This window comes from Streptomyces poriferorum, from assembly GCF_019399235.1.
In the GTDB taxonomy this organism is placed as follows: Bacteria; Actinomycetota; Actinomycetes; order Streptomycetales; family Streptomycetaceae; genus Streptomyces; species Streptomyces poriferorum.
The window spans coordinates 1-336 of sequence record NZ_JAELVH010000685.1 but is presented as its reverse complement, the minus strand read 5'-3'; the positions used below and the strand labels follow the sequence as shown (position 1 = coordinate 336).

Sequence of the window (336 nt, the reverse complement as noted above, 5' to 3'; positions counted from 1 at the left end):
CCGGCCCCGGACCGCCGAGCCCTCCAGCGCCTGCAACGGGCGGCCGGCAACGCGGCGGTCTCCCGCCTCGTCGCCCAGCGCTACACCGCCCCGGTCACACCGTCTCCCGCCCAGGCCCCGGGCTTCCGCAGCATGAAGGCGGCCGTGGCGGCGAAGAAGACGCGGATCGCCGTTCACCCGCCTGCGGCCGCGGAGTCCAAGGCCTCCCAGGACGCGGCGGTCGCGCCTCCCGACGACAAGGAAGCCCAGGGCAAAGCGGCGAACGCCGAGAAGATGAACGCCGCGAAGCCCGGCGAGTTCGACAAGAAGGCGTTCGTCGACGCGGTGAACAAGGCG

Annotated in this window: 1 protein-coding gene; it reads left to right on the top strand. The window is 73.5% G+C overall.

The features are described from left to right. Positions 1–336, top strand: a 336-nt coding sequence (locus JGS39_RS41355) for a hypothetical protein (protein ID WP_236066199.1), incomplete at both ends; no start/stop codon positions are given.